Consider the following 26,758-nt stretch of genomic DNA (forward strand, 5'->3'; position numbering starts at 1 on the left):
AAGCCGGCTCCCACAGGGGCTCCACCGCTCTTGAGCTCGGTGGCTTACCTGTGGGAGCCGGCTTGCCGGCGATGAATCCAGCCCGGTATCAGCGCTTGTCGCGGCGCTTCTTCTCGGCCTTCTTGTGGTGCGACATCAAGCGGCGCTTCTTGTTGACCTGGCGATCGGTGAGGGTGTTCTTCTTGCCCTCGTACGGGTTCTCACCGCCCTTGTACTCGATACGGATCGGCGTACCGACCAGCTTGAGCACGCGGCGGTAGGTGTTTTCCAGGTAACGCGAGTACGACTTCGGAATCTTCTCGGTCTGGTTGCCGTGGATCACGATCAGCGGTGGGTTGGCCCCACCCAGGTGGGCATAACGCAGCTTGATGCGACGGCCGTTGACCAGCGGCGGCTGGTGCTCGCTGACCGCATCTTCGAGGATCTGCGTCAGGCGGCTGGTCGGCCAGCGGGTTACCGCCGACTTGAACGCGGCCTGCACCGACTTGTACAGGTTGCCCACGCCAGTGCCGTGCAGCGCCGAGATGAAGTGGATGTCGGCGAAGTCGACGAAGAACAGCCGGCGCTCCAGCTCTGTCTTCACGTAGTCGCGCTCACCCGGCTCCATGCCGTCCCACTTGTTCAGGGCGATGACGATGGCACGGCCGGCCTCGAGGGCGAAGCCCAGCAGGTTGAGGTCGTGGTCGACCACACCTTCGCGGGCGTCCATGACGAAGATCACCACGTTGGCGTCCTTGATCGCCTGCAGCGTCTTCACCACCGAGAACTTTTCGACTTCCTCGTGGATCTTGCCGCGCTTGCGCACCCCGGCGGTGTCGATGAAGGTGTACTTCTCGCCATCGCGCTCGAACGGGATGTAGATACTGTCACGGGTAGTGCCCGGCTGGTCGTAGACCACCACGCGCTCTTCGCCGAGCATGCGGTTGACCAGGGTCGACTTGCCCACGTTGGGGCGGCCGATGATGGCGATCTTGATGCCATCTTTTTCGCTCGGGCCAGGGATGCGTACCGCTTCCTCGCCTTCGGCGACTTCCTGGTCCAGGGCTTCTTCCTCGGCATCGCGAGGAATATGACCCAGTACCGACTCCATCAACTGATTGATACCGCGGCCCTGGGAGCCGGCCACCGGAATGGCGTTGCCCATGCCCAGCGGCGAGAACTCGGCGCGGGCGACGTCGGCATCGATGTTGTCGATCTTGTTGGCAACCAGGATGGCCGACTTGTTGCGCTTGCGCAGGTGCTCGGCAATCATCTGGTCGGCAGCGGTCATGCCGGCGCGGGCGTCCACCAGGAACAGCACATAGTCAGCTTCTTCGATGGCCATCAGCGACTGCTCGGCCATCTTCTCGTCCATGCCCACTTCGTCACCGGTGATACCACCGGTGTCGATCAGGATGTACGAACGACCCTGCCAGCTGGCATCACCATACTGGCGGTCACGGGTCAGACCCGACAGGTCACCGACGATGGCATCGCGGGTCTTGGTCAGGCGGTTGAACATGGTGGATTTGCCGACGTTCGGCCGGCCCACCAGGGCGATTACGGGAACCATGCGGCTCTCCACTCTTGAATTCTTGAAAATGCAAAGGCCGCTGCAAGGCAGCGGCCGGAGTTCGGGCGGCGTGTCCTACGCCGCAACTCAAGACCCATAGCGGTCTTGAGCATAGCTTCAGCGCAGCGTCAGTGCCTCGAGCTTGCCGCTGTTGCCAAAGACGTAGATGGTGTCGCCGACCACCAGGGGTCGGGCACGCAAGCCATCGCTGTCGATACGTTCACGGCCGACGAAACGGCCATCGACCTGGCTGAGCAGGTGCAGGTAACCCTCGAAATCACCGACTGCCACGTAGCTGGAATAAACCTCTGGTGCCGACAACTGACGGCGAGCCATCGAGTCGTTGGTCCACAGGGCGCTGGAAGAGCGCTCGTCGACGCTCTCGACAGTACCCGAGGCTTGGCTGACGTAGACGTTGCCAAAGCCTTGGGCGACACCCACGTAGCTGGAAGCATCACGCTGCCAGAGCACGCGGCCGCTTTCCAGGTCCAGGCCCGCGACGCGGCCCTGATAGGTGCTGACGTACAGGGTACCACCCGACAGCAGCAGGCCGCCGTCGATATCGACCACGCGGTCCAGCTCGGAACGGCCCTGCGGGATGGCCACACGGCTCTCCCACACCGGCACGCCGTTGTTGATGTCCACCGCGACCACCTTGCCGGTGGACAGGCCGGCGACGGCCAGGCGGTTGGTCGCGATCGGTGCACCGGTGCCACGCAGGGTCAGTACGGCCGGGGTGTTCTCGTAGATCCAGCGGCGGTCGCCCGTGGCGGCATCCAGGCCGATCAGGCGGTCGTCCTGGGTCTGCACCACCACAACGTCACCGTTGTTGGCAGGCGGCGCCAGCACTTCACTGGTCACACGCGCTTTCCAGCGCTCCTCACCGGTGCTGGAGTCCAGGGCAATCACTTCGCCCTTGAGGGTGCCCAGCATGACCAGGCCGTAGCCGACACCGACTGCGCCGGAAACCGGCTTGTCCAGGTCCTTCTTCCACACCACGTCACCGGTGTTGCGGTCGAGGGCGAAGACTTCGCCGTTGACGTCGGAGGCGTAGATACGGTCGTTTTCGATGGCCGGTACCAGGGTGTTGTACGTCTCGCCCTGGCCGTCACCGATCGAGCGGCTCCACTGTTTCTTCAGCACCACTTCTTCGGTGAACTTGGTCAGCTCGGCCGGAGGCAGTTCCTTCTTGCTGTTGCTGCTGCAACCTGCGGCCAGTACGGCCAGGGTCAGCACTGCTGCTTGTTTCCAACCGGTCACGTCACGCGTCCCCTTTGGCCAGGTCATCCAGCTTCAGTTGCAAGCCACCGACTGCGGCGTCATCGGACAGCGCGGCCTTGGCTTTTTCGTATGCGCTGTGGGCATCGTCGGCGCGACCCAGCTGTACCAGCAGGTCGCCCTTCAATTCTTCACGGCTGGCCAGGAACGCCTTGTCGGCGTCGCCGTCGAGCAGTTTCAGGGCGTCATCGGCCTTGTTCTGGGCGGCCAGCACGCGCGCCAGGCGCTGGCGTGCGATTTCGCCCAGGGTCACGTCGGCCGGCTTGTCCAGCACACCCTTGAGCTCGGCAGCGGCGTCGTCGAGCTTGCCGCTCTCGACCGCGACCTTGGCCACGAACAGGCTGCCGTACTGGGCGTAGGCGGTACCGCCGAACTCGCTCTTGAGCTTGCCGGCCAGTTCCGCGACCTTGGTCGCGTCAGGCTGGCCGCTCGGCGTCAGGCTGGTTTCCAGCAGGGCCTGGTACAGCTGCGAGGCGCCTTGCGACTGGTTGTTCTGGTACTTGTGCCAGGTGTTCCAGCCCAGCACCACCACACCGGCCAGCAACGCGCCGGTCAGCAGCGGCTTGCCGTTACGGTTCCACCAGTCCTTGACCCCTGCCAGGTCATCATCATCGGTACTCGACACCCCAATACTCCTTTTCGCCTATTCGCTTGTTGAACCGCGTTACGCCTGTGCGATCGCGGTTTCCAGGTGCTCAGCCAGAGCATCCCAGGCAATGTTCTGTTGTTCGCCCTGACCACGCAGGGGCTTCAGGCCGATCTCTTGCTTGGCCAGCTCGTCGTCGCCCAGAATCAGGGCGAACAGCGCGCCGCTCTTGTCAGCCTTCTTGAACTGGCTCTTGAAGCTGCCACCACCGGCGTTGACTGCCAGACGCAGGCCCGGCAAGCGATCACGCAAGCCTTCAGACAGGCGCAGGCCGGCAATCTCGGCCTGTTCGCCGAAGGCGCACAGGTAGACGTCGATCTGACGGTTGATGGACTCCGGTACCTTCTCGAGGGTTTCCAGCAGCAGGATCAGACGCTCGATACCCATGGCAAAACCCACGCCCGGGGTCGGCTTGCCGCCCATCTGCTCGACCAGGCCGTCATAGCGGCCACCGGCGCAGACGGTGCCCTGGGCGCCGAGCTTGTCGGTGACCCACTCGAACACGGTCTTGCTGTAGTAGTCCAGGCCTCGCACCAGCTTGGTGTTGATCACGAACGGGATACCGGCGGCGTCGAGGCGTGCCTTGAGGCCCTCGAAGTGCACGCGGGAATCTTCGTCCAGATAATCTTCAAGCTTCGGCGCGCCGACCAGCACCGCCTGGGTGCCCTGGTCCTTGCTGTCGAGGATGCGCAGCGGGTTGCTCTTCAGGCGACGCTGACTGTCTTCATCGAGCTGCTCCAGGCGCGCCGAGAGGAACTCGACCAGCGCGTCACGGTAGCGGGCACGGGCTTCGCTGGTGCCCAGGCTGTTCAGCTCGAGCTTGACCGCGTCCTGGATGCCCAGCAGGCCCCACAGGCGCCAGGTCAGCATGATCAGTTCGGCGTCGATGTCCGGACCGTCCAGGTTGAACACTTCCACGCCGATCTGGTGGAACTGGCGGTAGCGGCCTTTCTGCGGGCGCTCATGGCGGAACATCTGGCCGATGTACCAGAGTTTCTGCACCTGGCCGTTGCCGGTGATGCCGTGCTCCAGCACAGCGCGCACGCAGGCAGCGGTGCCTTCGGGGCGCAGGGTCAGCGAATCGCCGTTGCGGTCCTCGAAGGTGTACATCTCTTTTTCGACGATGTCGGTGACTTCACCAATGGAGCGCTTGAACAGCTCGGTGAACTCGACGATCGGCGTGCGGATCTGGCTGTACCCGTAGGTGTCCAGCAGGCCGGCAACGGTGCTTTCAAAGTAGCGCCACAGCGGCGACTGCTCTGGCAGGATGTCGTTCATGCCACGGATGGCTTGCAGCGATTTGCTCACGAAAAGTCCTTACGAATCTGTGTGTCAGCTGCGGGCGATCAGCGCCGCGTCAGCCTCGACCTTTTCGGCCGCTTTCTGGCGGATAAGCTTTTCCAGCTCATCGACCAGGTTGTCATTGGTCAGCTTCTGCGCCGGCTTGCCATCGATGTAGATCAGGTTCGGCGTGCCGCCGGTCAGCCCCACGTGGGCTTCCTTGGCTTCGCCGGGGCCGTTGACCACGCAACCGATCACCGCCACGTCCAGCGGGACCAGCAGGTCTTCCAGGCGCCCTTCCAGCTCGTTCATGGTCTTGACCACATCGAAGTTCTGCCGCGAGCAGCTCGGGCAGGCGATGAAGTTGATGCCACGCGAACGCAGGTGCAGCGACTTGAGGATGTCGTAGCCGACCTTCACTTCTTCGACCGGGTCGGCCGCCAGCGAAATGCGGATGGTATCGCCGATACCCTCGGCCAGCAGCATACCGAGGCCGACAGCGGATTTCACCGTCCCCGAGCGCAGGCCACCGGCTTCGGTGATGCCCAGGTGCAGCGGCTGGATGATCTGCTTGGCCAGCAGGCGGTAGGCTTCGACGGCCATGAACACGTCGGAGGCTTTTACGCTGACCTTGAAATCCTGGAAATCCAGGCGATCGAGGTGCTCGACGTGACGCAGGGCCGACTCGACCAGCGCGGCCGGGGTCGGCTCGCCGTACTTCTTCTGCAGGTCTTTTTCCAGGGACCCGGCGTTGACGCCGATACGGATCGGGATACCCCGGTCACGGGCGGCATCGACCACCGCGCGCACACGGTCTTCACGGCCGATGTTGCCCGGGTTGATGCGCAGGCAGTCGACACCCAGTTCGGCCACGCGCAAGGCGATCTTGTAGTCGAAGTGGATATCGGCGACCAGCGGCACGCTGACCAACTGCTTGATCTTGCCGAACGCCTCGGCGGCGTCCATGTCGGGCACCGAGACGCGCACGATGTCGACGCCGGCGTCGACCAGGCGCTGGATCTGCGCCACGGTGGCCGCGACATCGTTGGTGTCGGTGTTGGTCATGCTCTGCACCGCGATGGGGGCATCGCCACCCACCGGCACATTGCCGACCCAGATTTTGCGGGATTCGCGACGTTTGATCGGAGATTCGCCGTGCATGACTTACTGTCCCAACTTCAGGCGAGCGGTCTCGCCACTGGTGAACGGAGCAACATCGACGGCCTGGCCGTTGTAGCTGACCTGGGCGCCACGGGCAAAGCCCAGGCGCACCGCGAACGGTGGCTTGCCGGTCAGTTCGAGGTTGTCACCCTTGCGCTTGACGGCGCTGAACAGCACCTTGCCGTTGCCATCAGTGACCTGGGTCCAGCAATCGGCGGTGAACTGGATGGCGACCTTGGCGCTGCCGGCCGGTACGGCGGCGGGCGCTGCGGCGGCTACAGCCGGCACGCTGGCCACCGGTGCTACAGGGGCGGTGGGCGCTGCAGGGGCGGCCGGCACAGCCGGAGCCGATACTGCAGGCGTCGACGCTGCGGGTGCTTGCTGAGCCGGCGCCGGAGCAGGTACCGCAGGCGCGGCTTCGGCGGCAGTCTCGGTGGCCTGCTCGGCCGGGGCCTGCTCCAATGGCAGCGGTGCGCTCTCTGCCTGCTGGCTGGCGCTCACGGCCTGGTCTTCAGGCTCGTCCAGCGGGTGAATCTGGGTGGTGCCGTCAGCGCTCTCGACCTCGACGTGTTCCAGAGCGATCTTGGCCAGGTCCTTGCCACGCAGGCTGCCCTGGTCTTGCCACCAGATGAAGCTGCCGCCAACGACGGCAACCAGCAGCAACAGGCTGACGCCGCGCAGGATGTTATGCGACAGGCGCACCGGTTCCTCGATACGGCCAAGCGAATGCACTTCGCTGCCCTTGGCATGGGTACCGGTGTACTGGTCGAAGGCCTCGACCAGCGGTGCCTGGTCCAGGTCCATGAGTTTGGCGTAGGCGCGAATGTAGCCACGGGCGAAAGTATGACCTGGCAGCTTGTCGAAGGCGCCGGTTTCCACGTGGTTCAGCGAACTTACGGTGAGGTTGAGCTTGCGGGCCACCTCGGCTTGCGACCACTCCCGTTTTTCGCGGGCCTGGCGCAACAGCTCACCGGGGTTCTGGCCGGTCGCTGCTGCTACTTCGGAATGCGCGGCTTTCATCGTTGCTCCGACAGGTATTGCTGATATTCCGGCGTACCGGGATAAAGTCGTTGTAATTGCTGGCCCATCTCGGCCAGTGTGCCCTGCTCGTCGAACACCCGGGCAAGACGACTGCCCAGCAGGAGGCTGCGGGCGCTGTGGTCGCTCAACTGGCTGAAACGATCGTAGTAGTCCCGGGCCGGCACATAATGCCTGTTTTCGTAGGACAACTCAGCCATTTCCAGCAGCGCCCTGGGCTGCCGCTGGTTGAGTTGCAGGGCCTTGGACAGATACGCACCGGCCTGGTCGCGATTGTCCAGCTTCAGGGCCGTCAGGCCAAGGTTCTCGTATACCCGCGAACGTTCAGGATACAGACTATCGGCGCTGGCCAGGCGAAACATCTGCTCGGCTTCGGCAAAACGTTGCTGAGCATATAGGAAACTGCCGTAGTTGTTGCGAATTCGCGTATCGCCCGGACGCGCTGCCAGCGCTTTTTTGAAGTGGCTCTCAGCCAGCGCGGGTTCGCCTTCGGCCTGAAACACCAGCGCCAAGGCCGCGTGGGCATCAGCGTCACTGGCATTCAGAGCCAGGGCCTTGCCCAGGGGGACCTTGGCATGCTCGGTCAAACCTTGTTGCAAATAGCCCAGCCCAAGCTGTACGTAGGCCTGCCCTGCCTGCGCCCTGCCCTGGCGGTTGGCCAGGGGGTCGCTCGCGCCGCCCGACACGCAGCCGGCCAGCAGCAAAAGCGCGAGGATCGACAGCGCGGCGCGCAGGCTCATGGCGAGGGCCGGTCTCAGTGGCGCACGGCGCTGTCTGAAAGCTCAGCGTCGGCAGAGAGCTGACGTACCGCGATGTAGCGCTCGCTGCGGCGGGTACGGTCGTTGACCTGGCCGACCAGCTGACCACAGGCGGCGTCGATGTCCTCGCCGCGGGTGGTACGGGTGGTGACGTTGAAGCCACCGTGGTGCAGCAGGTCCTGGAAGCGGCGGATAGCGTTGTTGCTAGGCCGCTCGTAACCCGAATGAGGGAAGGGGTTGAACGGGATCAGGTTGATCTTGCACGGTACGTCGCGCAGCAGTTCGATCATCTGCGCGGCGTGCTCGGGCTGGTCGTTGACGTCCTTGAGCAGGGTGTACTCGACGGTCAGCACGCGCTTGCCACCGAGGGTAGCCATGTAGCCCATGCAGGACTCCAGCAACACCTTGAGCGGGTACTTCTTGTTGATCGGTACCAGCTGGTTGCGCAGTTCGTCGTTCGGGGCGTGCAGCGACAGGGCCAGCGACACGTCGATGTGCTTGGCCAACTCGTCGATCATCGGCACCACGCCCGAGGTGGACAGGGTGACGCGACGCTTGGAAATGCCATAGCCCAGATCATCCATCATGATCTTCATGGCGGCGATGACATTGTCGAAATTCAGCAGTGGCTCGCCCATGCCCATCATCACCACGTTGGTAATCGCGCGGTCGATCTTGGCCGGGACGGTGCCGAAGGATTTGTTCGCAAGCCACACCTGGCCGATCACTTCGGCGGCGGTGAGGTTGCTGTTGAAGCCTTGCTTGCCGGTGGAGCAGAAACTGCAGTCCAGGGCGCAGCCGGCTTGCGACGAGACGCACAGGGTGCCGCGGTCGTCGGTCGGGATGTAGACGGTTTCGACGCAGCTGCCGGAGGCAACGCGGATCACCCACTTGCGGGTGCCGTCGGCGGAAATGTCTTCACTGACCACTTCCGGAGGGCGAATTTCGGCAACAGCCTCGAGCTTTTCGCGCAAGGCCTTGCCGACGTTCGTCATGGCGGCGAAATCATCGACGCCAAAATGGTGAATCCATTTCATCACCTGGCCGGCACGGAAGCGCTTCTCCCCGATAGAGTCGAAGAATTTTTCCATTTCCGGCTGGGTCAGACCCAACAGGTTGATTTTGCCAGTAGATGTCGTCATGGATTCACCCTCACCCGTAAGCTTTCGCTTAGCGAGTGGTTACCTCGGTAGCAGCGAAGAAGTAAGCGATTTCGCGAGCAGCAGCAGCTTCGGAGTCCGAACCGTGTACGGCGTTGGCGTCGATCGACTCGGCGAAGTCAGCACGGATGGTGCCGGCAGCAGCTTCTTTAGGGTTGGTAGCGCCCATCAGCTCACGGTTCAGAGCGATAGCGTTTTCACCTTCCAGAACCTGAACGACAACCGGACCGGAAGTCATGAAGGCAACCAGGTCACCGAAGAAGCCACGAGCGCTGTGCTCGGCGTAGAAGCCTTCGGCTTCGGCTTTGGACAGTTGCTTGATTTTCGAAGCAACGATTTTCAGGCCAGCTTCTTCGAAGCGAGTGGTGATCTTGCCGATTACGTTCTTGGCAACGGCGTCAGGCTTGATGATCGAGAAAGTACGTTGAACAGCCATGGAAAACTCCAGAATATGAGTGTTACGAAAAATTAAACCCGCGAATTATACGCGGGTTCCAGGGGATTGCCTAACCTGCAGCGTCGCGCTTAGTCGGCTTCATCAATCCAGGCCGCCTGGATGGCCTCGAGCACTTTCTCACCGCCACGTGACGGATCGTCGCTGAAGTCTGGCAAGGCCAGCACCCAGCGGTGCAGATCGACGAAATTCACATAACGAGGATCGACTTCCGGCTTGCTTTCCGCAAGCTGGATGGCGATCTCAAGTACATCAATCCATTTCAGGCTCATCGGGGCAAACCTCAGTGCGGCGCTTCGGCAGCGTGGTTGAGCGAATACTTGGGTATCTCGATGGTCAGGTCCTGGTCGGCGACCACCACCTGGCAGCCGAGGCGCGATTGAGCCTCCAGGCCCCAGGCCTTGTCCAGCATGTCTTCCTCCAGCTCGTCGGCTTCTTCGAGCGAATCGAAGCCCTTGCGGACGATGCAGTGGCAGGTGGTGCAGGCCTTGACGCCACCGCAAGCGCTTTCCATCTCGATGTGATGGTCGTGGGCCAGCTCCAGGATGTTGGTCCCGGGCTCGACTTCCACGGTCAGCCCTTCGGGGCAGAACTTCTCGTGCGGCAGGAATGTCACCAGCGGCATCGGTTACTCCTCGATCTCATTCAGGTTGCGCCCGGCCAGTGCGGCTTTGACCGTCGAATCAAGGCGACGGGCGGCAAATGCATCGGTCACCTGCGACAGACGCTTGGTCTGTTGCTCGATGGCTGGGCCATCGGTGCCGGTCAGCAAATCACGTAGTTCTTGCATCTGGAATTCGATGGCTTCGCGCTCTTCGCTGCTGAGCAGGCGCTCGCCATCGGCGTCCAGGGCGCCCTGTACCGCTTCAAGCAGACGCTCGCCATCGACCTGGTGCTCACGCAACTGGCGGGCCTGCTTGTCGGAGCCGGCGTGCTCGAAGGAGTCCTTGAGCATACGGGCGATCTCGCCGTCGGTCAGGCCGTAGGACGGCTTGACCTGGATGCTGGCTTCAACGCCCGAGCCCAGTTCGCGGGCCGCGACGCTGAGCAGACCGTCGGCATCGACCTGGAAGGTGACGCGGATCTTCGCCGCACCAGCGACCATGGCCGGAATGCCGCGCAGCTCGAAGCGCGCCAGGGAGCGGCAGTCGCTGATCAGCTCGCGCTCGCCCTGCAGGACGTGGATCATCATGGCCGACTGGCCGTCTTTGTAAGTGGTGAATTCCTGGGCGCGGGCCACCGGAATGGTGGTGTTGCGCGGGATCACCTTCTCCATCAACCCGCCCATGGTCTCAAGGCCCAGGGACAGCGGGATGACGTCGAGCAGCAACAGTTCGCCACCTTCGCGACGATTGCCAGCCAGGGTATCGGCCTGGATCGCGGCGCCAATGGCCACCACCTGGTCAGGATCGATCGAGGTCAGCGGGGTACGGCCGAACAGCGTGCCGACAGCCTCACGTACACGCGGTACACGGGTCGAACCACCGACCATCACCACCGCACCCACTTCTTCCAGCTCGATACCGCTGTCGCGCACCGCGCGGCGGCAGGCCTTGAGGCTGCGGGCGATCATCGGCTCGATCATGGCCTCGAAAGCAGCACGGCTCAGCTCGCCCTGCCAGGCGCCATGGCGGACACTGACCACGTCGGCGTCGGTCAGGGCTTCCTTGGCGGCGCAGGCGGCTTGCAGCAGCTGGCGCTGGGTCGCCGGATCGAGGTCGGCGGACAGACCCGCCTGCTCGATGATCCAGCCGGCAATGGCGTGGTCGAAGTCGTCACCGCCCAGGGCAGTGTCGCCACCGGTGGCCAGCACTTCGAACACGCCGGCGGTCAGGCGCAGGATGGAAATGTCGAACGTACCGCCACCCAGGTCATAGATGGCCACCAGGCCTTCGGCATTCTGGTCCAGGCCGTAGGCCACGGCTGCAGCGGTCGGCTCGTTGAGCAGGCGCAGCACATTCAGGCCGGCCAGCTTGGCCGCATCCTTGGTCGCCTGGCGCTGGGCGTCATCGAAGTAAGCCGGCACGGTGATCACCGCACCTACCAGTTCACCGCCCAAGGTCTGTTCGGCACGCTCGCGCAGCACCTTGAGAATGTCGGCAGACACTTCCACCGGGCTCTTCGGCCCCTGGACAGTGTCGATGAACGGCATGTGCGACTCGCCACCAATGAAGCGGTACGGCAGCTGCTCGCCAAGCTGCTTGACGTCGGCCAGGCCGCGCCCCATCAGGCGCTTGACCGACAGCACGGTGTTCAGCGGGTCGCTGGAAGCTGCCTCGCGCGCCGCCAGGCCGACTTCACTGTGGCCAGCCAGGTAGCGCACTGCCGAGGGCAGGATGACGTTGCCCTGCGCATCGGGCAGGGGCTCGCTGCGACCGCTGCGCAAGGCAGCGACCAGAGAATTGGTGGTACCCAAGTCGATGCCAACCGCCAGGCGGCGCTGGTGCGGCTGAGGGCTTTGACCGGGTTCGGCGATCTGCAGTAGGGCCATGCTTATCTAATTACCTTAGGCGTCATCACGGGAGGCGCCGGGTTAATCGTCGAGGCGCTCTTCCAGTTGGCGCACTTCTTGGGCGAGCTTGTCGAGGAACTGCATGCGGCGCATCAGGCGCTCGGCCTGATCACGCTCGGCAGGCACATCCCAGCAGGCGGCGAAATCCTCGTTCAGCGTGTCCTGGGCACCTTTGAGGCGCTTCTTGAACACGGCAACACCGTCGAGGTCGGCTTCGTCCTGCAGCTCTTCAAGCTCTTCGCGCCACTGCATCTGCTGCAACAGGAAGTCGGGGTCGTGGACCGTGACTTCCTGGGGCACTTCGTGGCCACCGATGGCCAGCAGATAGCGGGCACGGCGAGGCGCACTGCGCAGTGTCTGGTAGGCGTCGTTGAGGGCCGCGGACTTCTCCAGCGCTACCCGTTGCTCGCGCTCGGAGGCGTCGGCAAAACGGTCAGGATGGACCTCACGGGCCAACTCGCGGTAGCGAGTGGCCAGCTTGTCGAGGTCCAGACGAAAGCACGGCTGGAGATCAAACAGAGCGTAATGACAAGGAGTACCCACAGCCAGCCTCAGACGTTGAAGCTTTCGCCGCAGCCACACTCACCGCGCACGTTGGGGTTGTTGAACTTGAAGCCTTCGTTCAACCCTTCCTTGACGAAGTCCAGCTCGGTGCCGTCAAGGTAGACCAGGCTCTTGGGATCGATGATCACCTTGACGCCATGGTTCTCGAACACGGTGTCTTCGTCCGCCAGTTCGTCGACGAACTCCAGCACGTAGGCCAGACCCGAGCAACCGGTGGTGCGCACGCCCAGGCGGATGCCCTCGCCCTTGCCGCGCCCTTCGAGGGATCGCCGCACGTGGTTGGCGGCGGCTTCTGTCATGCTGATAGCCATCGGAACTCCTTAGCTCTTGCCCTGCAGGCGACTTAGATCAAGCCTTTCTTCTGCTTGTAATCGCGCACGGCTGCCTTGATGGCATCCTCGGCGAGAACCGAGCAGTGGATTTTCACTGGCGGCAATGCCAGTTCTTCCGCCAGCTGGGTGTTCTTGATGGTTTCGGCTTCGTCCAGGGTCTTGCCCTTCATCCACTCGGTGGCGAGGGAGCTGGAAGCGATGGCCGAACCGCAGCCGTAGGTCTTGAACTTGGCATCTTCGATGATGCCTTGCTCGTTGACCTTGATCTGCAGACGCATCACGTCACCGCACGCAGGGGCGCCGACCATGCCGGTACCGACATCCGGGTCCTCGGCATTCATCTTGCCGACGTTGCGTGGGTTTTCGTAGTGGTCGATGACCTTTTCACTGTATGCCATGGTGCAATTCCTTCCTCATCAGGGAGCCGCTCTTGCCGGCGACTGCTTAGTGGGCGGCCCACTCGATCTTGGAGATGTCGACGCCGTCTTTGTACATGTCCCAGAGTGGCGACAACTCACGCAGTTTGTTCACCGCCTCGCAGACTTTCTGCGCGGCGTAGTCGACTTCTTCTTCGGTGGTGAAACGACCGAAGGAGAAGCGGATCGAGCTGTGCGCCAGCTCGTCGTTACGGCCCAGCGCGCGCAGTACATACGACGGCTCGAGCGAAGCGGAGGTACAGGCCGAACCGGACGATACGGCGATGTCTTTCAGCGACATCAGCAGCGACTCGCCTTCGACGTAGTTGAAGCTCAGGTTCAGGTTGTGCGGCACGCGTGCGGTGCGGCTGCCGTTGACGTACAGCTCTTCGAGGTCCGAGACCTGCTGGAAGAAGCGGTCGCTCAGGGCCTTGATGCGTACGTTCTCAGCGGCCATATCCTGCTTGGCGATGGCGAAGGCTTCGCCCATGCCGACGATCTGGTGGGTCGGCAGAGTGCCCGAGCGCATGCCGCGCTCATGGCCACCGCCGTGAATGATCGCTTCCAGACGCACACGCGGCTTGCGGCTGACGTACAGCGCGCCGATACCTTTCGGACCGTAGACCTTGTGAGCGGAGAACGACATCAGGTCGACTTTCAGCTTCTGCAGGTCGATTTCGACCTTGCCGGCCGACTGGGCGGCGTCGACATGGAACAGCACGCCGCGCGAACGGGTCAGTTCACCGATGGCGGCGATGTCGTTGATCGAGCCGACTTCGTTGTTCACGTGCATCAGCGAGACCAGGATGGTGTCGTCGCGCAGCGCCGCCTCGACCTGGGCCGGGGTGACGATGCCGTCTTCGCCTGGCTCGAGGTAGGTGACTTCGAAACCTTCACGCTCCAGCTGGCGAGCGGTATCCAGGACCGCCTTGTGCTCGATCTTGGAGGTGATGATGTGCTTGCCCTTGGTCTGATAGAAGTGCGCCACGCCTTTCAGGGCGAGGTTGTCGGACTCGGTGGCACCGCTGGTCCAGACGATCTCGCGCGGGTCGGCGTTGATCAGCTCGGCCACCTGGCGACGGCCATTCTCGACCGCTTCCTCGGCCTTCCAGCCGAACACGTGGGAACGCGAGGCCGGGTTACCGAAGTTTCCGTCGACCAGCAGGCAGTCGGCCATCTTCTGGGCGACGCGGGGATCGACCGGTGTGGTCGCGGAGTAATCGAGGTAGATCGGCAACTTCATTGAGTATCTCCTATCAGGCGGTGGCGTCGCTCGTCGTCACTGTTAATAAAGGGTCAGTCGACGGCGGACGTCTCAATCTTGTCCAGCTGGGCAGTACGGCCTGCGACACGACGCAGGTCCTGGCGCTGGGCGACTTCCTGCACCTCACGGCGCATGACGAGGTCAGCCAGGCTGATGCCGCTGAGGAATTCATGGATCTGCTGGCTGAGGTCGCACCACAGGTGGTGGGTCAGGCAGGTGTCACCGGCATGGCAATCCCCGAGGCCCTGGCAACGGGTGGCATCGACCGATTCGTTGACCGCGTCGATGACCTGGGCCACCTGGATGGTTTCCATGCCGCGCGACAGCTGATAGCCACCACCCGGACCGCGCACGCTGGAGACCAGGCTGCTACGGCGCAGCTTGGCGAACAGCTGTTCCAGATAAGAGAGGGATATGCCCTGGCGCTCGGAAATGTCGGCCAAAGACACAGGCCCATGCTGCGCGTGCAACGCCAGGTCGAGCATGGCGGTCACGGCGTATCGGCCTTTGGTAGTCAGTCGCATGGCTAATGGGTACCACGGGAGTTACAGGATGTGTGCGAGTATGCGATTCCCGAGCATTTAAGTCAACTATTAGACCTACTGCTTTAGTCGGGTTTGGCATCTGGGAGGCGGGCGCGATTGTAGCAGCAAAGGGGCGTGAGCACACGCCCCATATGTCAGCACGGGGTCAGCGGGGCGTTTTCAATGCGACTGAGTGTCGCGCCGAACTTCCTGGGCCACTTCGCTGAAGTCGTCTTCCGGCAGTGCCGGCAGCTCCTTGGCACAGTAGTCGCTGCCCATCTTGGTCAGCGCGCCGCACATGCCTTCAAGGCGCTCGTCGACCGCCTGCAGGTGATCGAGCATCTGGCCAATGGCTCGGGCCACCGGGTCGGGCATGTCGCCGCTGACGCCATAGGCATCGAAACCGATCTTCTCGGCCATGGCCTTGCGCTTGGCCTCAAGCTCGCTGTCTTCGCTCTTGACGATGATCCGCCCCGGAATACCCACCGCTGTGGCACCGGCCGGCACCGCCTTGGTGACCACCGCGTTGGAACCGATCTTGGCGCCGGCACCCACGGTGAACGGCCCCAGCACCTTCGCCCCGGCACCGACCACCACGCCGTTTTCCAGGGTTGGGTGACGCTTGCCTTTGTTCCAGCTGGTGCCGCCCAGGGTCACGCCCTGATAAAGGGTGACATCGTCACCGATCTCGGCGGTTTCGCCGATGACGATACCCATGCCGTGGTCAATGAAGAAGCGCCGGCCGATGGTGGCGCCGGGATGGATCTCGATGCCGGTCATCCAGCGCCCGAAGTTGGACACCAGCCGCGCCAGCCATTTGAAGTCGCGTTTCCACAGCGCGTTGCCCAGGCGATGCAGCCAGATCGCGTGCATGCCCGGGTAGCAGGTCAATACCTCGAAGGCGTTGCGCGCCGCCGGGTCACGATGGAAAACGCTCTGGATATCTTCACGCAGACGCTCGAACATCTGTCAGTCCTTCCGTTTATGCGGCTCGCCCCGTGCGACCTTCTGGGTCTCGGTGAGGATGCCGCGCAAAATGCTCATTTCCGGACGCTCGACCGAGCTTCGCCCATACAAACGGCGCAGGCGCGCCATCAGGTGCTTGGGTTTCTCGGGATCAAGGAAGCCGATGTCCACCAGGGTTTTCTCCAGGTGTTCATAGAACAGCTCCATTTCGTCCATGGTCGCCAGCTCGCTGGCGTCGACCCTCTCGGCTTGCGGCGCCGAACCTTCAGCTGCCAACCAGGCCATGCGCACCTCATAGGAGAGCACCTGGACTGCGGCGGCAAGGTTCAGCGAACTGAAGTCGGGATTCGAGGGAATGTGCACATGGAAGTGACATCGCTGCAATTCTTCGTTGGTCAGGCCGGCGTGCTCGCGCCCGAACACCAGAGCGATCTCTTCGCCGCCGATGCCGTGCTCCACGGCCTTGGCCCCACATTCACGGGGGTCGATCAGCGGCCAGGGGATGCTGCGCTCACGGGCGCTGGTACCCATCACAAGGTTGCAGCCGACCAATGCGTCTTCGAGGCTGTCGACCACCTGGGCATTGGCCAGCACGTCGTCGGCACCCGAGGCGCGCGCACTGGCGTCAGCGGCCGGAAACTCTTTTGGCTGCACCAGCACCAGACGCGACAAGCCCATGTTTTTCATGGCACGCGCAGCGCCGCCGATGTTGCCGGGGTGGCTGGTATTGACCAGAACAACACGAATATTTTGCAGCAAGGTGTTGTGCTCACAGAGGCAGGATTTAGAGGTTTCGATCTTACAGAACCGACCAGCGTAACGCTATGAAAGCAAATGTGACACTTCTGCCGCCAAACTTTTCTGCTAGAATGTTCGGCTTTCTTCTTTAACATCTCCAGGTGACCCGCCCATGCAGCCTATGCTGAATATCGCCCTGCGCGCCGCTCGCAGCGCCAGTGAACTGATCTTCCGCTCCATCGAACGCCTGGATACCATCAAGGTCGACGAGAAAGAGGCCAAGGACTACGTTTCCGAGGTCGATCGCGCCGCCGAACAGAGCATCGTCAACGCCCTGCGCAAGGCCTACCCGAACCACTCCATCCAGGGCGAGGAAACCGGCCTGCACGCGGGCACCGGCGAAGAAGGCAAGGACTACCTGTGGATCATCGATCCGCTGGACGGCACCACCAACTTCCTGCGCGGCATTCCTCACTTCGCTGTCAGCATCGCCTGCAAATACCGCGGTCGCCTTGAGCATGCGGTCATCATCGACCCTGTGCGCCAGGAAGAATTCACCGCCAGCCGCGGCCGTGGCGCCCAGCTCAATGGCCGCCGCCTGCGCGTCAGCTCGCGCACCAGCCTGGACGGCGCCCTGCTCGGCACCGGTTTCCCGTTCCGTGACAACCAGATGGCTGACATGGACAACTACCTCGGCATGTTCCGCGCCCTGACCGGCCAGACCGCCGGCATCCGCCGCGCCGGTTCCGCCAGCCTGGACCTGGCCTACGTCGCTGCCGGCCGCTTCGACGCCTTCTGGGAGTCGGGCCTGTCCGAGTGGGACATGGCAGCCGGCGTGCTGCTGATCCAGGAAGCGGGTGGCCTGGTGAGCGACTTCAACGGTGGCCACGACTTCCTCGACAAAGGCCACATCGTCGCCGGCAACATCAAGTGCTTCAAGGCCGTGCTGACCGCTATCCAGCCGCACCTGCCAGAGCACATGAAGCGCTAAGCGCCGATTGCAGGCACAAAAAAGCACCCTTCGAGGGTGCTTTTTTTATGCCTGCATTTTGTGTTGCCTGTACCGGCCTCATCGCCGGCAAGCCGGCTCCCACAGGGGCTGCGCTGCCTTCAACTGTGGGAGCTGGCTTGCCAGCGATGAGGCCGGCACAAGCGACATCAATTCACTGCTCAGCTTCGCTGAGGATCAGCTTGCCATTCTTGTCCAGCGGAATGGTCTGGCCCGGCTCGCGATCCATCTTCACCTTGCCCACCTGGTCACCGATGGAATAGGTGACGTTATATCCGACAACCTTCTCGCTGATGTCATTGACCGTGTTGCAGCGGGTTTGCGTGGTGGTGTAGGTGTCACGCTCCTGCATGCCTTCCTGCACCTTGTTACCGGCATAACCACCACCGACCGCACCGGCCACGGTAGCGATCTTCTTGCCCGTGCCGCCACCGATCTGGTTGCCCAGCAGGCCGCCGGCGATGGCGCCCACCACGGTACCGGCGATCTGGTGCTGGTCCTTGACCGGCGCCTGACGGGTCACGGCGACATCCTTGCAGACCTCACGCGGCGTCTTCACCTGCTGCTTGATCGGCTGCACGTCGGTGACCTGGGCGTATTCAGGCCCTTTGTTCACCAAGCTGTAGGTCGCCACAGCACCTCCGGCAGTTACACCGACAGCACCCAGTACCGCACCCACCAGCATTGATTTGTTCACTTGAACCTCCTGATCGTACCTGCGGGGTTCAACCCGCCTTCTCCCTGCCTTGGAGCGAAAAAAAAGGCGCGAGTTCAACACTCGCGCCTTTTGTCCTACCGAACGGTCAGGAATCAGCCCTTACGGGCGCTCATCCACACCCTCGTTCTTGACTGGCGGGATCAGGTCTTCGCTGTTCAGGTTGAGCCAGATCAGTACCACGTTGGCGATGTAGATCGACGAGTAGGTACCGGCCATGACGCCGATGAACAGTGCCAGCGAGAAGCCGAACAGGTTGTCACCACCGAAGAACAGCAGCGCGGCGATCGCCAGCAGGGTCGATACCGAGGTGGCGATGGTGCGCAGCAGGGTCTGGGTGGTCGAGACGTTGATGTTCTCGATCAGCGAGGCCTTGCGCATGACGCGGAAGTTCTCACGCACCCGGTCGAACACCACGATGGTGTCGTTGAGCGAGTAACCGATGATCGCCAGCACCGCCGCCAGCACCGTCAGGTCGAAGGTGATCTGGAAGAACGACAGGATGCCCAGGGTCACCACCACGTCGTGGATCAGCGAAACGATGGCGCCGACCGCGAACTTCCACTGGAAGCGGAAGGCCAGGTAGATGAGGATGCCGCCCAGCGCCAGGAGCATGCCGAGGCCGCCCTGGTCGCGCAGCTCTTCACCCACCTGCGGGCCGACGAACTCGACGCGCTTGAGCGTCGCCGGGTTGTCGCCACCGATCTTCTGCAGTGCTTCGGCCACGCGGTTGCCCAGCTGTGGATCGTCGCCCGGCATACGCACCAGCAGGTCGGTGGTAGCGCCAAAGCTCTGCACGATGGCCTCGTGGAAGCCGGACTTGACCAGCTCGCTACGCACGGTCTGCAGATCGGCAGGCCGCTCGTAAGTCAGCTCGATCAGCGTACCGCCGGTGAAGTCCAGGCCGAAGTTAAGGCCTTTCTGCCACCAGCTGAACAACGCCAGCACGGTAAGGAGCACGGTAATGGCGAACGCGACATTGCGCACGCCCATGAAATTGATGGTTTTCATCGCAGCTCCCTCAAACCCACAGCTTCTTGATGTCACGCCCGCCGCAGGTCAGGTTGACCATTGCACGGGTCACCATGACGGCGGTGAACATCGAGGTGAAAATCCCGAGGGACATGGTCACCGCGAAGCCCTTGACCGGGCCGGTACCCATGGCGAACAGGATCCCGCCGACCAGCAGGCTGGTCAGGTTGGCGTCGATGATCGCGGTGTAGGCACGATTGAAACCTTCATGAATGGCGCGCTGCACCGACATGCCGGCGTTAAGCTCCTCGCGGATACGCGAGAAGATCAGCACGTTGGCGTCCACCGCCATACCCATGGTCAACACGATACCGGCAATACCCGGCAGGGTCAGGGTCGCACCCAGCAGCGACATCAGCGCCAGCAGCAGCACCATGTTGCCAGCCAGGGCCACGGTGGCGATCACGCCGAAGGCGCGGTAGATGGCGATGATGAACAGCGAGACGAACAGCATGCCCCACAGCGACGCATCGATACCCTTGGTGATGTTGTCGGCACCCAGGCTCGGGCCGATGGTACGTTCTTCGGCGAAGTACATCGGTGCGGCCAGACCACCGGCACGCAGCAGCAGGGCCAGTTCGGACGATTCGCCCTGGCCGTTGAGGCCGGTGATGCGGAACTGGCTGCCCAGCGGCGACTGGATGGTCGCCAGGCTGATGATCTTCTTCTCTTCCTGGAAGCTTTGTACCGGCACTTCCTTCTCGACACCGTCGACGGTCTGCTTGACGTAGCGGGTGACCGGCTTCTGCTCGATGAAGATCACCGCCATGCTGCGCCCGACGTTGCTGCGCGTGGCGCGACTCATCAGCTCGCCACCATGGCCATCGAGGCGAATGTTCACCTGCGGGCGACCGTGCTCGTCGAAGCTGGCCTGGGCGTCGGTGACCTGGTCACCGGTGATGATCAGGCCACGCTCGACCTGGGCGGAACGGCCGCCTTCACGGAACTCGAAGACTTCGGTAGTGGCCTTGGAGGCACCCGGCTCGGCACCGAAGCGGAACTCCAGGTTGGCGGTCTTGCCGAGGATGCGCTTGGCTTCGGCAGTGTCCTGCACGCCTGGCAGCTCGACCACGATGCGGTTGGCGCCCTGGCGCTGTACCAGCGGCTCGGCCACGCCCAGCTCGTTGACCCGGTTGCGCACGGTGGTGAGGTTCTGCTTGATCGAGTATTCGCGGATCTCGGCGACTTTCGCCTGGGTCAGCGCCAGACGCAGCACGGCGAGCTCGTTGCGCTCGGTGGTGGTCAGGTCGAAATCACTGAAATTCTTGCGGATCAGGGCACGTGCCTGCTCGCGGGTAGCATCGTCAGCGAAGCCCAGCATGATGCCGCCATCCTGCTGTGGCAGGCTGCGGTAGCGGATGCGCTCTTTGCGCAGCAAGGTCTTGACCTCGCCTTCGTAGACTTTCATGCGGGCGCTCATGGCCTTGTCCATGTCCACTTCCAGCAGGAAGTGCACACCACCGGACAGGTCCAGGCCCAGTTTCATCGGGCTTGCACCCAGGTTACGCAGCCATTGCGGAGTGGTCTGGGCCAGGTTCAGGGCCACGACGTAATCATCGCCCAGTGCCTTGCGCACTACATCCTTGGCTGGCAACTGGTCTTCCTGGTTGGTCAGGCGTACCAGCCCGCTGCCCTTCTCGCCCAGGCTCGCGCCCTTGACGGTGATACCGGCATCGGTCAGCGCCTTGGTGACGCGATCGAGCTCGGACTGGCTCACATGCAGCGCCGAGCTGGCACCGCTGATCTGCACCGCAGGATCATCCGGGTAGAGGTTGGGAGCGGAATAAATAAAACCGATCGCCAGTACCAACACGATCAGTGCGTATTTCCACAGAGGGTATTTGTTCAGCATCACGCCGCCCGTTCAAGACGCGGGGCGCGTTGCGCGCCCCGACTGGAAAGAAAAACCGGTAACTCAGATAGCCTTGAGCGTACCTTTTGGCAGGGTCGCGGCAATGGCGCCCTTCTGGAACTTCAGCTCGACAGTGTCGGAAACTTCCAGCACCACGAAATCATCGGAAACCTTGACGATCTTGCCAGCGATGCCGCCGTTGGTGACAACTTCGTCACCTTTTTGCAAGTTGCTCAGCAGGTTCTTCTGCTCTTTGGCGCGTTTGGCCTGTGGACGCCAGATCATCAAGTAGAAGATGACCAGGAAACCAACCAGGAAAATCCACTCGAAGCCGGTGCCGGCAGGGCCAGCGGCGGGTGCAGCAGCGTCCGCATAGGCGGCGGGGATCAAGAAGCTCATTGGGCACTCCAGTTGTAAAGTTCTAATAGATTAGTGCGAACAGTCAGTCCAAGGGCGGCACGGGAAGCCCGCGCTTGGCGTAGAAGGCGTCGACAAAGGCGGCCAATTTACCCTGTTGAATAGCCTCGCGTAAACCGGCCATCAAGCGCTGGTAATGGCGCAAGTTGTGGATGGTATTCAGCATGCTGCTCAGCATTTCGCCGCACTTGTCCAGGTGATGCAGGTAGGCGCGGGAGAAGTTTGTGCAGGTGTAGCAATCACAGGTCGGATCCAGCGGCGAATCATCGTGGCGATGGAACGCATTGCGGATCTTGATCACCCCTGTATCGACGAACAGATGGCCGTTGCGCGCATTGCGCGTAGGCATCACGCAGTCGAACATGTCGACGCCGCGGCGCACACCCTCAACGAGATCTTCCGGTTTGCCTACCCCCATAAGGTAACGAGGTTTGTCAGCAGGCATCTGCGCCGGCAGGTAATCCAGCACCTTGATCATTTCATGCTTGGGTTCGCCCACCGACAGGCCGCCGATGGCCAGGCCGTCGAAGTCGATGTTGACCAGCGCCTCCAGCGAGCGCATGCGCAGGTCTTCGTACATACCGCCCTGGACGATGCCGAACAGCGCCGCAGTGTTGTCACCGTGGGCGTTCTTCGAACGCTGTGCCCAGCGCAGCGACAGCTCCATGGAGGTGCGCGCCACGTCATGCTCGGCCGGGTACGGCGTGCATTCGTCGAAGATCATCACGATGTCCGAACCCAGGTCGCGCTGCACCTGCATGGACTCTTCGGGGCCCATGAACACCTTGGAGCCATCGACCGGCGAGGCGAAGGTCACGCCCTCTTCCTTGATCTTGCGCATCGCGCCCAGGCTGAACACCTGGAAACCACCGGAGTCGGTCAGGATCGGGCCTTTCCACTGCATGAAATCGTGCAGGCCATTGTGCTTCTTGATCACCTCGGTGCCCGGGCGCAGCCACAGGTGGAAGGTGTTGCCGAGGATGATCTCGGCACCGATGGCCTCGATGTCACGCGGCAGCATGCCCTTGACCGTGCCATAGGTACCCACCGGCATGAATGCCGGGGTCTCGACCGTGCCACGGGGGAAGGTCAGGCGGCCACGACGGGCCTTGCCGTCGGTGGCCAGCAGTTCGAAGGACATTCGACAGGTGCGACTCATGCTTGATCCTCGGGGCCGCGCGGCGCCGGATTGCGGGTGATGAACATGGCATCACCGTAACTGAAGAAGCGGTAACCGTTGTCGACCGCCGCCGCGTAGGCAGCCATGGTTTCGGGGTAACCGGCGAAAGCCGAGACCAGCATCAGCAGCGTGGACTCCGGCAGGTGGAAGTTGGTGACCAGGGCGTCGACCACGTGGAACGGTCGGCCCGGGTAGATGAAGATGTCGGTGTCACCACTGAAGGCCTTGAGTACGCCATCGCGGGCCGCACTCTCCAGCGAACGCACGCTGGTGGTGCCGACCGCGACCACGCGCCCGCCTCGGGCGCGGCAGGCGGCAATGGCGTCGACCACGTCCTGGCTCACTTCGAGCCACTCTTTATGCATGTGGTGGTCTTCGATCTTGTCGACCCGCACCGGCTGGAAGGTGCCGGCGCCCACGTGCAGGGTGACGAAGGCGCGCTCGACGCCCTTGGCGGCGATCTTCTCCAGCAGCGCCTCGTCGAAGTGCAGGCCGGCAGTCGGGGCTGCCACGGCGCCAGCACGTTCGGCGTACACCGTCTGGTAGCGCTCGCGGTCGGCGCCCTCGTCGGGGCGGTCGATGTACGGCGGCAGCGGCATGTGGCCGACACGTTCAAGCAGCGGCAGCACCTCTTCGGTGAAGCGCAGCTCGAACAGCGTGTCGTGGCGCGCGACCATCTCGGCCTCGCCACCGCCGTCGATGAGGATCATCGCGCCCTCTTTGGGCGCCTTGCTGGCACGCACATGGGCGAGCACGCGGTGGCTGTCGAGCACGCGTTCGACCAGCACTTCCAGCTTGCCGCCGGAGGCTTTCTGGCCAAACAGCCGTGCCGGGATCACCCGGGTGTTGTTGAACACCATCAGGTCGCCAGGGCGCAGGAAGTCGAGCAGGTCGGTGAACTGCTTGTGCGCCAGCGCCCCGCTCGGCCCATCGAGGACCAGCAGTCGGCTGCCATGGCGCTCGGCCAGTGGGTGGCGGGCGATCAGGGAATCGGGGAGTTCGAAAGAAAAATCGGCGACGCGCATGATGATGTTCGGGTTCGGCAGGGCCGGGAAGTTTAGCCCAATGCGTGAAAATTGACCATGAAAGCCGATTGACCGACCGAAGGCACCTCTCTATACTGCGCGCCACAAGCCCTGATGGCGGAATTGGTAGACGCGGCGGATTCAAAATCCGTTTTCGAAAGGAGTGGGAGTTCGAGTCTCCCTCGGGGCACCAAGATCCAGAAAAAACCGACCTTATGGTCGGTTTTTTTGTGCCTGCGATTTTGGTGTCGATGGGAGGCGGTTTACTTGACGCCAGCCCATCGCCCCTGCCCTCTCCTGCAATGGGTGCAATCTATTGGCCGTCACTCCAGCCAATACTTAAGATGTCACTCATCTGATATACACAGAAAGTATTGCCGGCATGATGGCGCTTAGCCATGCTTGCGACCCCACTTCTCACCCCCTGTGCAGATCATGAAACCAACCGTGCCCTGTCTGGCGGCAATGATGCTGCTGAGTGGGTGCAATGGAATGCCGACCGCTTATGTATCGAACCCTGTCTACGACCAGGCTTTCGTAGTCACCTCTGGCGCCCCGCTGCCGATGCTGCTGATGGCCACTGCCATCCAGTGGAACGAAGACTACGCCGTCACCGCCAAACACACGCCCTTCCTGCGCAACGTGGTCCACGAAGGCCTCGGTGACGTGGTGTTCTTCAAGCACAAGGCCACCCAGGTACCCCTCTGGCGCCAGTACGTGCCGGGCGAGTCGGTGACAGCGGTCGGTTTCAACAGCCTGATGATGCCTGTGCAGGGCAAGGGCCGTACCCTGGATTCGCTGGTGCGCCTGGAAGGGACGCCTGGCAGTGTCTTCTATTCGGTGCACGACGGCCCGATGGTCAAAGGCATGTCCGGTGGCCCGGTGTTCGCCGAGGACGGCAAGGTGGTCGGGATCAATGTCGCATTCATCCCCAAGGATGAAATCGACAGGCGCAACCGGCCCGATCTGGCTGACAAGGCGCGCGTCAGCGTGTTCCTGTCGTACAGCGAGATCGACAAGGAATGGCGGCGCTTTCAGTACCTGGCGCAGAAGAACAAACCCAGCGGCACGCCTGTCCCGGTCAAGGGGTATGTGGCTGTTGCGGGCAAGCCTTGAATCCAGGCTGGTGCGTTCAGCAAGGAAAAATCTGAATGCTCACCGCGTCGTAATGTGAGGCTGAGCGAAGAGGTCGACGCCCAGTGCACGAATGACCTTCAATACAGTGTCAAAACGGGGCTTCGCTCCAGGACTGAGCGCTTTGTAGAGGCTTTCCCGACCCAAACCGCTCGCTGCCGCTATCTGAGACATCCCCCGCGCTCGGGCGATATGTCCGAGCGCACGGATGATTTCATCTGTATCACCATCAGCCAGAACCTGGCTCAGATACTCGCTGATAGCCTCGTCGCTGTCTAACAATGTTGCCATGTCAAAGGGAATGAGTTTTTCGTTCATTTCAGTTCCTTCGCCAGCTTTCTGGCCTTCAGGATATCGGCGGCCTGAGAAGACTTGTCTCCTCCGACAAGCAAGACAATCAGACGATTTTCCTTACGCGTGAAATAGATCCGGTACCCGGCGGCAACATCAACGCGAAGCTCGCTGATACCTCCTCCAAGTGCCTTGAAATCGCCAAGATTCCCCATCGCCGCTCGCTCGAGCCTGCGGCCGACGGCCACTTTGGCTCTGAGATCTTTCAAGCCAGCCAACCAGCAGGCGAAGCTCTCAGTTTGCTCAACAACACAGATCATGTGGACACCCTAATCGTATCCGTATGGATACGAACTAGCAAGATTTGGAAGTGATTCCACTCTGGCGACGCTCGCCGAGAATAGAAATTCGGCCGCGTCCGTTATCTGCGTCAGCATTGTCTTCACAGCGATAGCTACAAAATCTCTTGCAACATCCAACGCCGAACCTTCGAGGCCCCTCGACGTCCGATCCTGCATCGCCCCCGTTTCGAGGCACCCCGCGTGAAAGACATCATCGCCCGCAAATACCGCCTGATGGTGAAGACCTTCGGCTACATCGGCTGGTCGCTGTTCTGGCTGCTGCTCTGGGACGTGCTGGTCACCATCGACTTCATGCTGTTCTTCAACAGCAAGTTCACCCTGCCGCTGATCCCGCTGACCTTGCTCGGTTCGTCGCTGGTGGTACTGGTGAGCTTTCGCAACAGCAGCGCCTACAACCGCTGGTGGGAGGCGCGCACATTGTGGGGCGCGCTGGTGAACAGCTCACGCAGCTTCGCCCGGCAGACGCTGACGCTGATCGACGACCCGGATGACGGGCTGAACCCGGTCAAGGCCACCTTGCTGCGCCGGCATATCGCCTACGTGAACTGCCTGGCGGCACACCTCAAGGGCCAAGCCTGCCCGGATGAACTGATGGCGTTCATTCCTCCGGCCGAATTCGAGCGGCGCAACCGTTCGAACAACTTCGCCAACGACATTCTCGGTGGCTCGGCGGCACTGCTCGCGCGCGAGTACCAGGCCGGGCGGCTGGACAGTATTCGCCTGGCGCGGCTGGAGTCGACGCTGGTGGACCTGTCCAACGCCCAGGGCGGCATGGAGCGGATCGCCAACACGCCACTGCCCTACCCTTATGTGTATTTTCCGCGGCTGTTCATCACCCTGTTCTGCCTGATCGTGCCGGTGGGGCTGGTGGAGTCGCTGGGTTGGTTCACACCGCTGGCGTCCACGGTGGTCGGGTTCATGCTGCTGGCGATCGAGCGGATCGGCACCGACCTGCAAAGCCCGTTTCGCTTCAGCGAGCACCAGATTCAGATGGATACGATTTGCGAAACGATCGAGCGCAACCTGGAGTCGATGCAGCGGGAAGCGCAGTGTGGGGAGTTGATGCAGTGAGGGGCTGCTTTGCAGCCCAATCGCCG

At 62.4% G+C, this 26,758-nt stretch carries 30 protein-coding genes and 1 tRNA gene; 4 read left to right on the top strand and 27 right to left on the bottom strand.

The features are described from left to right. Positions 1-88: 88 nt before the first annotated feature. The 19 genes from der to trmJ form a co-directional block, all read right to left on the bottom strand. Positions 89-1,552 carry a ribosome biogenesis GTPase Der gene (gene der, locus PMI38_RS07950; protein WP_008092552.1) on the bottom strand — a complete coding sequence of 488 codons (1,464 nt, stop codon included), beginning with the start codon at positions 1,550-1,552 and terminating at the stop codon, positions 89-91. 117 nt (positions 1,553-1,669) lie between these two features. Beyond that, positions 1,670-2,812, bottom strand: coding sequence for an outer membrane protein assembly factor BamB (bamB, locus tag PMI38_RS07955; RefSeq protein WP_008092553.1), 1,143 nt, complete (start codon positions 2,810-2,812; stop codon positions 1,670-1,672). A 1-nt stretch (position 2,813) separates the two neighbouring features. Then, positions 2,814-3,455, bottom strand: a complete 642-nt coding sequence (locus tag PMI38_RS07960) for a tetratricopeptide repeat protein (RefSeq protein ID WP_008092554.1) — start codon at positions 3,453-3,455, stop codon at positions 2,814-2,816. A 39-nt stretch (positions 3,456-3,494) separates the two neighbouring features. Next, positions 3,495-4,784, bottom strand: a complete 1,290-nt coding sequence (gene hisS, locus PMI38_RS07965; protein ID WP_008092555.1) for a histidine--tRNA ligase — start codon at positions 4,782-4,784, stop codon at positions 3,495-3,497. Between the two features lie 24 nt (positions 4,785-4,808). Further along, positions 4,809-5,918 (bottom strand): flavodoxin-dependent (E)-4-hydroxy-3-methylbut-2-enyl-diphosphate synthase, encoded by a 1,110-nt coding sequence (ispG, locus tag PMI38_RS07970; protein ID WP_008092556.1) that lies wholly within the window; start codon positions 5,916-5,918, stop codon positions 4,809-4,811. A 3-nt stretch (positions 5,919-5,921) separates the two neighbouring features. Next, on the bottom strand, positions 5,922-6,938 hold the full coding sequence (locus tag PMI38_RS07975; RefSeq protein ID WP_008092557.1) for a RodZ domain-containing protein: 1,017 nt from the start codon (positions 6,936-6,938) through the stop codon (positions 5,922-5,924). Continuing rightward, positions 6,935-7,696, bottom strand: coding sequence for a type IV pilus biogenesis/stability protein PilW (gene pilW, locus PMI38_RS07980; RefSeq protein WP_008092558.1), 762 nt, complete (start codon positions 7,694-7,696; stop codon positions 6,935-6,937). The genes PMI38_RS07975 and pilW overlap by 4 nt, the downstream gene beginning before the upstream one ends. Positions 7,697-7,710: 14 nt before the next feature. Then, positions 7,711-8,856 carry a 23S rRNA (adenine(2503)-C(2))-methyltransferase RlmN gene (gene rlmN / locus PMI38_RS07985; protein WP_008092559.1) on the bottom strand — a complete coding sequence of 382 codons (1,146 nt, stop codon included), beginning with the start codon at positions 8,854-8,856 and terminating at the stop codon, positions 7,711-7,713. 28 nt (positions 8,857-8,884) lie between these two features. Continuing rightward, positions 8,885-9,310, bottom strand: coding sequence for a nucleoside-diphosphate kinase (ndk, locus tag PMI38_RS07990; protein WP_008092560.1), 426 nt, complete (start codon positions 9,308-9,310; stop codon positions 8,885-8,887). A gap of 89 nt (positions 9,311-9,399) precedes the next feature. Beyond that, positions 9,400-9,600, bottom strand: coding sequence for a Fe-S cluster assembly protein IscX (gene iscX, locus PMI38_RS07995; RefSeq protein WP_008092561.1), 201 nt, complete (start codon positions 9,598-9,600; stop codon positions 9,400-9,402). 11 nt (positions 9,601-9,611) lie between these two features. Beyond that, complete coding sequence (fdx, locus tag PMI38_RS08000) at positions 9,612-9,953, bottom strand: ISC system 2Fe-2S type ferredoxin (RefSeq protein ID WP_008092562.1); 342 nt, start codon at positions 9,951-9,953, stop codon at positions 9,612-9,614. 3 nt (positions 9,954-9,956) lie between these two features. Next, complete coding sequence (gene hscA, locus PMI38_RS08005) at positions 9,957-11,819, bottom strand: Fe-S protein assembly chaperone HscA (RefSeq protein ID WP_008092563.1); 1,863 nt, start codon at positions 11,817-11,819, stop codon at positions 9,957-9,959. 42 nt (positions 11,820-11,861) lie between these two features. After that, positions 11,862-12,383, bottom strand: a complete 522-nt coding sequence (gene hscB, locus PMI38_RS08010) for a co-chaperone HscB (RefSeq protein WP_008092565.1) — start codon at positions 12,381-12,383, stop codon at positions 11,862-11,864. Positions 12,384-12,391: 8 nt separating this feature from the next. Further along, complete coding sequence (gene iscA, locus PMI38_RS08015; RefSeq protein ID WP_008092567.1) at positions 12,392-12,715, bottom strand: iron-sulfur cluster assembly protein IscA; 324 nt, start codon at positions 12,713-12,715, stop codon at positions 12,392-12,394. Positions 12,716-12,747: 32 nt separating this feature from the next. Further along, the gene (gene iscU / locus PMI38_RS08020; RefSeq protein WP_007929523.1) at positions 12,748-13,134 is read right to left on the bottom strand and encodes a Fe-S cluster assembly scaffold IscU; all 387 of its coding nucleotides are present in this window, start codon (positions 13,132-13,134) and stop codon (positions 12,748-12,750) included. Between the two features lie 46 nt (positions 13,135-13,180). Beyond that, on the bottom strand, positions 13,181-14,395 hold the full coding sequence (locus PMI38_RS08025; RefSeq protein ID WP_008092569.1) for an IscS subfamily cysteine desulfurase: 1,215 nt from the start codon (positions 14,393-14,395) through the stop codon (positions 13,181-13,183). A gap of 53 nt (positions 14,396-14,448) precedes the next feature. Next, positions 14,449-14,940 carry a Fe-S cluster assembly transcriptional regulator IscR gene (gene iscR, locus PMI38_RS08030; protein WP_008092572.1) on the bottom strand — a complete coding sequence of 164 codons (492 nt, stop codon included), beginning with the start codon at positions 14,938-14,940 and terminating at the stop codon, positions 14,449-14,451. Positions 14,941-15,120: 180 nt separating this feature from the next. Continuing rightward, positions 15,121-15,906: a serine O-acetyltransferase gene (gene cysE, locus PMI38_RS08035; protein ID WP_008092574.1), complete on the bottom strand. Its 786-nt coding sequence runs from the start codon at positions 15,904-15,906 to the stop codon at positions 15,121-15,123. Between the two features lie 3 nt (positions 15,907-15,909). Next, positions 15,910-16,665: a tRNA (cytosine(32)/uridine(32)-2'-O)-methyltransferase TrmJ gene (gene trmJ / locus PMI38_RS08040; protein WP_008092578.1), complete on the bottom strand. Its 756-nt coding sequence runs from the start codon at positions 16,663-16,665 to the stop codon at positions 15,910-15,912. 151 nt (positions 16,666-16,816) lie between these two features. On the opposite strand from trmJ, the gene suhB reads away from it, so the two are divergent. Further along, the gene (gene suhB, locus PMI38_RS08045; protein ID WP_008092580.1) at positions 16,817-17,635 is read left to right on the top strand and encodes a type III secretion system regulator SuhB; all 819 of its coding nucleotides are present in this window, start codon (positions 16,817-16,819) and stop codon (positions 17,633-17,635) included. A gap of 172 nt (positions 17,636-17,807) precedes the next feature. On the opposite strand, the gene PMI38_RS08050 is transcribed toward suhB, so the two are convergent. The 6 genes from PMI38_RS08050 to queA all read right to left on the bottom strand — a co-directional run bounded on the left by PMI38_RS08050 (position 17,808) and on the right by queA (position 23,874). Then, positions 17,808-18,350, bottom strand: coding sequence for a glycine zipper 2TM domain-containing protein (locus tag PMI38_RS08050; RefSeq protein ID WP_008092581.1), 543 nt, complete (start codon positions 18,348-18,350; stop codon positions 17,808-17,810). A 120-nt stretch (positions 18,351-18,470) separates the two neighbouring features. After that, complete coding sequence (gene secF, locus PMI38_RS08055) at positions 18,471-19,379, bottom strand: protein translocase subunit SecF (RefSeq protein WP_008092583.1); 909 nt, start codon at positions 19,377-19,379, stop codon at positions 18,471-18,473. Between the two features lie 10 nt (positions 19,380-19,389). Continuing rightward, on the bottom strand, positions 19,390-21,252 hold the full coding sequence (secD, locus tag PMI38_RS08060) for a protein translocase subunit SecD (RefSeq protein WP_008092585.1): 1,863 nt from the start codon (positions 21,250-21,252) through the stop codon (positions 19,390-19,392). Between the two features lie 63 nt (positions 21,253-21,315). Then, on the bottom strand, positions 21,316-21,651 hold the full coding sequence (gene yajC, locus PMI38_RS08065; RefSeq protein WP_008092587.1) for a preprotein translocase subunit YajC: 336 nt from the start codon (positions 21,649-21,651) through the stop codon (positions 21,316-21,318). A 43-nt stretch (positions 21,652-21,694) separates the two neighbouring features. Continuing rightward, positions 21,695-22,810, bottom strand: a complete 1,116-nt coding sequence (gene tgt / locus PMI38_RS08070) for a tRNA guanosine(34) transglycosylase Tgt (RefSeq protein WP_162042942.1) — start codon at positions 22,808-22,810, stop codon at positions 21,695-21,697. A 14-nt stretch (positions 22,811-22,824) separates the two neighbouring features. Beyond that, positions 22,825-23,874 carry a tRNA preQ1(34) S-adenosylmethionine ribosyltransferase-isomerase QueA gene (queA, locus tag PMI38_RS08075; RefSeq protein WP_008092594.1) on the bottom strand — a complete coding sequence of 350 codons (1,050 nt, stop codon included), beginning with the start codon at positions 23,872-23,874 and terminating at the stop codon, positions 22,825-22,827. A 108-nt stretch (positions 23,875-23,982) separates the two neighbouring features. Here queA and PMI38_RS08080 point away from each other — a divergent pair. Both PMI38_RS08080 and PMI38_RS08085 read left to right on the top strand, forming a co-directional pair. Continuing rightward, a tRNA-Leu gene (locus PMI38_RS08080) sits at positions 23,983-24,067 on the top strand. A 275-nt stretch (positions 24,068-24,342) separates the two neighbouring features. Next, positions 24,343-24,990: a trypsin-like peptidase domain-containing protein gene (locus PMI38_RS08085; protein ID WP_043273241.1), complete on the top strand. Its 648-nt coding sequence runs from the start codon at positions 24,343-24,345 to the stop codon at positions 24,988-24,990. A 39-nt stretch (positions 24,991-25,029) separates the two neighbouring features. Here PMI38_RS08085 and PMI38_RS08090 read toward each other — a convergent pair whose 3' ends face one another. Together PMI38_RS08090 and PMI38_RS08095 are read right to left on the bottom strand one after the other, a co-directional pair. Further along, positions 25,030-25,326, bottom strand: coding sequence for an addiction module antidote protein (locus PMI38_RS08090; RefSeq protein ID WP_008092599.1), 297 nt, complete (start codon positions 25,324-25,326; stop codon positions 25,030-25,032). Beyond that, positions 25,323-25,619, bottom strand: coding sequence for a type II toxin-antitoxin system RelE/ParE family toxin (locus PMI38_RS08095; protein WP_008092601.1), 297 nt, complete (start codon positions 25,617-25,619; stop codon positions 25,323-25,325). Before PMI38_RS08095 ends, PMI38_RS08090 begins: the two co-directional genes overlap by 4 nt. Before the next feature lie 222 nt (positions 25,620-25,841). Between PMI38_RS08095 and PMI38_RS08100 the strand changes: the two genes are divergently transcribed. Further along, positions 25,842-26,732 carry a bestrophin family protein gene (locus PMI38_RS08100; protein WP_008092603.1) on the top strand — a complete coding sequence of 297 codons (891 nt, stop codon included), beginning with the start codon at positions 25,842-25,844 and terminating at the stop codon, positions 26,730-26,732. Positions 26,733-26,758 lie beyond the last annotated feature (26 nt).

The sequence above is a fragment of the Pseudomonas sp. GM84 genome (genome assembly GCF_000282535.1).
In the GTDB taxonomy this organism is placed as follows: Bacteria; Pseudomonadota; Gammaproteobacteria; order Pseudomonadales; family Pseudomonadaceae; genus Aquipseudomonas.

Excerpts from the sequence above, each read along its gene's own strand:
- der (WP_008092552.1), bottom strand. The coding sequence starts at position 1,552 with ATGGTTCCCGTAATCGCCCTGGTGGGCCGGCCGAACGTCGGCAAATCC.
- ispG (WP_008092556.1), bottom strand. The coding sequence starts at position 5,918 with ATGCACGGCGAATCTCCGATCAAACGTCGCGAATCCCGCAAAATCTGG.
- PMI38_RS07975 (WP_008092557.1), bottom strand. The coding sequence starts at position 6,938 with ATGAAAGCCGCGCATTCCGAAGTAGCAGCAGCGACCGGCCAGAACCCC.
- pilW (WP_008092558.1), bottom strand. The coding sequence starts at position 7,696 with ATGAGCCTGCGCGCCGCGCTGTCGATCCTCGCGCTTTTGCTGCTGGCC.
- rlmN (WP_008092559.1), bottom strand. The coding sequence starts at position 8,856 with ATGACGACATCTACTGGCAAAATCAACCTGTTGGGTCTGACCCAGCCG.
- ndk (WP_008092560.1), bottom strand. The coding sequence starts at position 9,310 with ATGGCTGTTCAACGTACTTTCTCGATCATCAAGCCTGACGCCGTTGCC.
- iscX (WP_008092561.1), bottom strand. The coding sequence starts at position 9,600 with ATGAGCCTGAAATGGATTGATGTACTTGAGATCGCCATCCAGCTTGCG.
- fdx (WP_008092562.1), bottom strand. The coding sequence starts at position 9,953 with ATGCCGCTGGTGACATTCCTGCCGCACGAGAAGTTCTGCCCCGAAGGG.
- hscA (WP_008092563.1), bottom strand. The coding sequence starts at position 11,819 with ATGGCCCTACTGCAGATCGCCGAACCCGGTCAAAGCCCTCAGCCGCAC.
- iscA (WP_008092567.1), bottom strand. The coding sequence starts at position 12,715 with ATGGCTATCAGCATGACAGAAGCCGCCGCCAACCACGTGCGGCGATCC.
- iscU (WP_007929523.1), bottom strand. The coding sequence starts at position 13,134 with ATGGCATACAGTGAAAAGGTCATCGACCACTACGAAAACCCACGCAAC.
- PMI38_RS08025 (WP_008092569.1), bottom strand. The coding sequence starts at position 14,395 with ATGAAGTTGCCGATCTACCTCGATTACTCCGCGACCACACCGGTCGAT.
- iscR (WP_008092572.1), bottom strand. The coding sequence starts at position 14,940 with ATGCGACTGACTACCAAAGGCCGATACGCCGTGACCGCCATGCTCGAC.
- cysE (WP_008092574.1), bottom strand. The coding sequence starts at position 15,906 with ATGTTCGAGCGTCTGCGTGAAGATATCCAGAGCGTTTTCCATCGTGAC.
- suhB (WP_008092580.1), top strand. The coding sequence starts at position 16,817 with ATGCAGCCTATGCTGAATATCGCCCTGCGCGCCGCTCGCAGCGCCAGT.
- secF (WP_008092583.1), bottom strand. The coding sequence starts at position 19,379 with ATGAAAACCATCAATTTCATGGGCGTGCGCAATGTCGCGTTCGCCATT.
- secD (WP_008092585.1), bottom strand. The coding sequence starts at position 21,252 with ATGCTGAACAAATACCCTCTGTGGAAATACGCACTGATCGTGTTGGTA.
- yajC (WP_008092587.1), bottom strand. The coding sequence starts at position 21,651 with ATGAGCTTCTTGATCCCCGCCGCCTATGCGGACGCTGCTGCACCCGCC.
- tgt (WP_162042942.1), bottom strand. The coding sequence starts at position 22,810 with ATGTCCTTCGAACTGCTGGCCACCGACGGCAAGGCCCGTCGTGGCCGC.
- queA (WP_008092594.1), bottom strand. The coding sequence starts at position 23,874 with ATGCGCGTCGCCGATTTTTCTTTCGAACTCCCCGATTCCCTGATCGCC.
- PMI38_RS08085 (WP_043273241.1), top strand. The coding sequence starts at position 24,343 with ATGCTGCTGAGTGGGTGCAATGGAATGCCGACCGCTTATGTATCGAAC.
- PMI38_RS08090 (WP_008092599.1), bottom strand. The coding sequence starts at position 25,326 with ATGAACGAAAAACTCATTCCCTTTGACATGGCAACATTGTTAGACAGC.
- PMI38_RS08095 (WP_008092601.1), bottom strand. The coding sequence starts at position 25,619 with ATGATCTGTGTTGTTGAGCAAACTGAGAGCTTCGCCTGCTGGTTGGCT.